The 3759-nt window shown below is 75.0% G+C and carries 3 protein-coding genes and 1 pseudogene; 1 reads left to right on the forward strand and 3 read right to left on the reverse strand.

The window, feature by feature from the left end:
• Positions 1-479: pseudogene (locus AC0CYZ_RS10335) on the reverse strand (glutamine synthetase); the annotation flags it as partial.
• Between the two features lie 75 nt (positions 480-554).
• The gene (locus tag AC0CYZ_RS10340; protein WP_472214921.1) at positions 555-1457 is read right to left on the reverse strand and encodes an EamA family transporter; all 903 of its coding nucleotides are present in this window, start codon (positions 1455-1457) and stop codon (positions 555-557) included.
• A 254-nt stretch (positions 1458-1711) separates the two neighbouring features.
• Between AC0CYZ_RS10340 and AC0CYZ_RS10345 the strand changes: the two genes are divergently transcribed.
• Positions 1712-1906 (forward strand): DUF7455 domain-containing protein, encoded by a 195-nt coding sequence (locus AC0CYZ_RS10345; protein ID WP_472214917.1) that lies wholly within the window; start codon positions 1712-1714, stop codon positions 1904-1906.
• Positions 1907-2283: 377 nt separating this feature from the next.
• Here AC0CYZ_RS10345 and AC0CYZ_RS10350 read toward each other — a convergent pair.
• On the reverse strand, positions 2284-3759 hold a 1476-nt coding region (locus AC0CYZ_RS10350), incomplete at its 5' end, for a DEAD/DEAH box helicase (protein ID WP_472214919.1).

Genomic DNA, 3759 nt, shown 5'->3' on the forward strand with positions numbered 1-3759 from the left:
GTGTCGTCCTCGGTGTCCTGCGGCTGCTCGTAGACCGCGAACTCCATCTCGTAGCCGGCCAGCGCCGAGTACCCGGCGTCGTCGAGCCGCGCGACGGTGCGCTCCAGCACCGAGCGCTGGTCGAACGGCCAGGGCCCGCCCTCGGCGGTGACCTGCACACCCGGCGCCCAGGCGAACGCGGGCTGGCCGGCGAGGCGCGTGATGCGGTCGAGCTGCGGGACGAGCCGGAGGTCCCCTGACGGGGTCTGCAGGCCCGGCGCCGCGAAGGTGATCGCGTCGTTGGTGTCGAAGACCGCGAACAGCGTGGTGACCCCGACCCCGGAGGCGGCCACCTGCGGCAGCGCGGCGACCGGGACGGTCCGCGAGCGCGGGATGCCGTTGTTGTCCGCCCACGCGACGATCACGCCGGCCACCCCGTCGGCGGCGAGGGCCGCGGCGAGCTCCCGGCCGCGTTCGCGCGCGTCCTCCACTGCGGTCACGGTGCCCCACCTCTCGTTGCACGGAATCGCCGGTCAGGCTAGCCAGGACGTCCGCGAGGGGAAGCCCCGGTCGCTCTACTCGTCCGGGGGCTCCCCTCGCGCTGCGGGTGGCAGGTCCGCCTGCTCCCGCCGCAGCGCCACCCCGCCGACGACGGCCGCGATGCCCACCGCCTCGAGCGGCGCCGGGATCTGGGCGAGCCCGACGAGCCCGACGACGGTCGCCGTCAGGGGCAGCAGGGCCAGCAGCAGCGCGAAGCGGGCCCGCCCGAGCCGGCGCAGCACGACCTGGTCGAGCACGTAGGGCACGACCGACGAGAGCACGCCGAGGGCGAGCGCCGAGCCCAGCAGGACCGGTGAGGCGGCGATCCGCCCGACGGTCAGCACGAGCGGCGAGAACAGCACCGTCGCGACCGCGAACCCGATCGCGAGCCCGTCGATCCCCTCCCCCGCGGTCCCGGCCGCCCGCGACACCCGGGTGCCGAGCACGATGTAGCCCGCCCACGCCAGCGCGGCGGCCAGCGCGAACAGCACCCCGAGCAGCGAGCCCTCGAGCCGGACGTCGGCGATCAGCCCCACCCCGACCACGACGAGGCCGAGCGCGAGCCAGTCCCGGCGGGTCCGCGACCCGAGTGCCGCGACGAGGACCGGGCCGGAGAACTCGATCGCCACCACCGTCCCGAGCGGCAGCCGCGCGATCGCCTCGTAGAACACGATGTTCATGGCCGCGGTGACGACGCCGAAGGCGCCCGCGAGCACCACCCGCCGGACGGTCCAGCCGGTCCGGCCCACACGACCGTGCCGGACGGCCGCGCCCGCACTGCGCCGGTCGGCCCTCCGGTCGCTGCGCCGTCCGGCCACGGCACCGCCGAGCCGCCACGCCCCGAGGACGACCGCCGCGCCCGCGAGCCGCAACCACGCGACCCCGGCCGGCGAGGCCTGCGCGAACAGCCCGACCGCGAGGGCCGCGCCGACGTACATGGACACCCCGCCGACCACGAAGAGTAACGGGGCCGGCGGACCGCTCGTCGCGGAAGATCGACTCACCATCGTGTGGTTCCGGGTCGGATCCGATAACAGCGGTCGCTCCCCGTCGATGAGCGGTACGTGACCCTGGACAAAGCAGCGTGTGAACACGAGCGGTCGTCGCCGTGGTCTGACACAGTGGAGGAGCGACGGTCACTCGGCCGGAGCCTGCGGGACCGGTCCGTCGACCGGCGCCCGAACGGAGGGAGATGACGATGCCCGGAACCCTGACCCGGCCAGAGCTCACCGCCTCGGACCGATGCGACCGCTGCGGGGCAGCGGCGCAGGTTCGCGCCGTCCTGCCTTCCGGAGGAGAGCTGCTCTTCTGCGGCCACCACGCCCGTGCGCACGAGGCGAAGCTGAAGGAGCTCTCCATCGACCTGCAGGCCGGGCAGGCCGTCTGACGCCCCCCTGACCAGCGGCGACGCAGACGCGGCCGCGACACCCGACTCCACGGCGGGCGGGAACCACACCGGTTCCCGCCCGCCGTCGTCGTGTCCGGGGTCCCGACGCCGGGCGAGGGCGCGGCCGCGCCGGCCGGGGCGGGCCCGACGTCCGACGGGCCCGGGCATGACGGGCACCATCGGGTGCTCCACCGACTCACCCGGTGTCGTCGACAGCGGCGGCGGGGCGGCGCAGCTCGTGGCGCCCGGCGGCGACGGAGTGTGACGGCGGGGTGTCACCCGTGACGGACACGTATCGCGACGGGGTCGGCACCTGCTGTGCACGGCGAGCGCGGCTGTGATGTCGGGCACAGCGCCGCGGCGGGCCGCCGGGACCGTCACCGCCAGGATCGCAGCGTCGCGATGCGCTCCTCGATCTGCTCGGCCGTGGCGACCGGGGTCGCCGGCCCCCCGCAGGCCCGACGGAGGTCGCCGTGGATCGCCCCGTGCGGGGCGCCGGTGCGGTGGTGGTGGGCGGCCACGAGGGTGTTCAGCTCGCGCCGCAGCTCCTTGAGCTTCTCGGCGGCACCGGGCTTGAGCCGGGTGGTCGCCACGGGCGGCGTCGGTTCGGCCGAGCCCGTGGTGGCCCGGTCGTCGAGCTGCTCGCTCTGACGCCGGCGCAGCAACGCACGCACCTGGTCGGGGTCGAGCAGGCCGGGCAGCCCCAGGTAGTCCTGCTCCTCGGCGGAGCCCGTGCCCGCCGAGGTGCCGAACGAGGCCCCGTCGTAGATGAGCTGGTCGAGCTCCGCCTCGGCCGAGAGCGACTCGAAGCTGCGCTCCTGCTCGCCGGGCTCGTCCTCGGTGCGGTTGGCGCGCTCGAGCAGCTCGTCGTCCAGGCCCTCCTTCGGCCGGTGCGGCTCGCCGAGCACGTGGTCTCGCTGCAGCTCGAGCTCGCTCGCCAGCCCCAGCAGCGTCGGGACGCTGGGCAGGAACACCGACGCGGTCTCCCCCGCCCGCCGCGACCGCACGAAGCGGCCCACCGCCTGGGCGAAGAACAGCGGGGTCGAGGCGCTCGTGGCGTAGACCCCGACCGCGAGCCGCGGGACGTCGACGCCCTCGCTCACCATCCGGACCGCGACCAGCCACCGCTGCGTCGACTCCGCGAAGGCCGCGATCCGCCCGGAGGCCTTCGGGTCGTCGGAGAGCACGACGACGGGTTCCTCGCCCGCGATCTGCGCGAGAATCTTCGCGTAGGCCTTCGCCGTGGTGTGGTCGGTGGCGATGACGAGCCCGCCCGCGTCGGCCATGCCCCCCGCGCGTAGCTGCGTCAGACGCGTGTCGGCGGCCTGCAGGACCGCGGGCATCCAGTCGCCCTTGGGGTCGAGCGCGGTCTTCCACGCCCGCGACGTGTGCTCGGCCGTCAGCGGCTCCCCGAGGCGCGCCGTCATCTCCTCGCCGGCGCTCGTGCGCCAGCTCGCCTGCCCGGAGTAGGCCAGGAAGACGACCGGACGCACGACGCCGTCGGCCAGGGCGTCCGCGTAGCCGTAGGAGTGGTCGGCGCGCGAGCGCATCGCCCCGGCGGAGTCGGGCTCGTAGGTGATGAACGGGATCGGGCTGTCGTCCGAGCGGAACGGGGTGCCGGTGAGCGCCAGGCGCCGCGTCGCGCCACCGAACGCCTCCCGCGTGGCCTCGCCCCAGCTCTTGGCGTCCCCGGCGTGGTGGATCTCGTCGAAGATCACCAGGGTGCGACGGCCCTCGGTGCGGTTCATGTGCAGCACCGGGTGCGCGGCGACCTGGGCGTAGGTCACGGCGACGCCCTGGAACTCGGCCGACATCTTCCCGACCGAGTTCGAGTACTCGGGGTCGATCGCGAT

Source organism: Actinomycetospora sp. (assembly GCF_055612215.1).